Genomic DNA, 326 nt, shown 5'->3' on the forward strand with positions numbered 1-326 from the left:
CTTTTATATTCTGTTGGTTCTATATGGAATCTTTTGATATCATTTTCTTTATGAACGATGCTTTCTTGCACCTGTTCCAGTCGCTTCTGCAGCGTTTTGCGATTAGCTGAATTATTCTCCAGATAAAGTCGGTATTCCTCGAGCATGACCGAATGATCCTCTGTAAGTATTTTAGCTTTCGGTGTGTCTTTCAGCTCATGCGACAGTTTTTGATGATCGGTCAGCTTATTCTGGAGGTTACAGAGAAGAATATCATTATCCTGTATACTCTTATCCAGTTGTTTTTCTTTCTGATGCATTCTATCTATTTGTTCAGAGATTTCTCT

At 37.4% G+C, this 326-nt stretch carries 1 protein-coding gene; it reads right to left on the reverse strand.

Annotated features, from left to right (window positions below; genetic code table 11):
* A partial coding sequence (locus DWX59_RS29135) for a hypothetical protein (protein ID WP_207660479.1) occupies positions 1-326 on the reverse strand: 326 nt, incomplete at both ends.

It is taken from the genome of Enterocloster aldenensis (assembly GCF_003434055.1).
Classification (GTDB): domain Bacteria; phylum Bacillota; class Clostridia; order Lachnospirales; family Lachnospiraceae; genus Enterocloster; species Enterocloster aldenensis.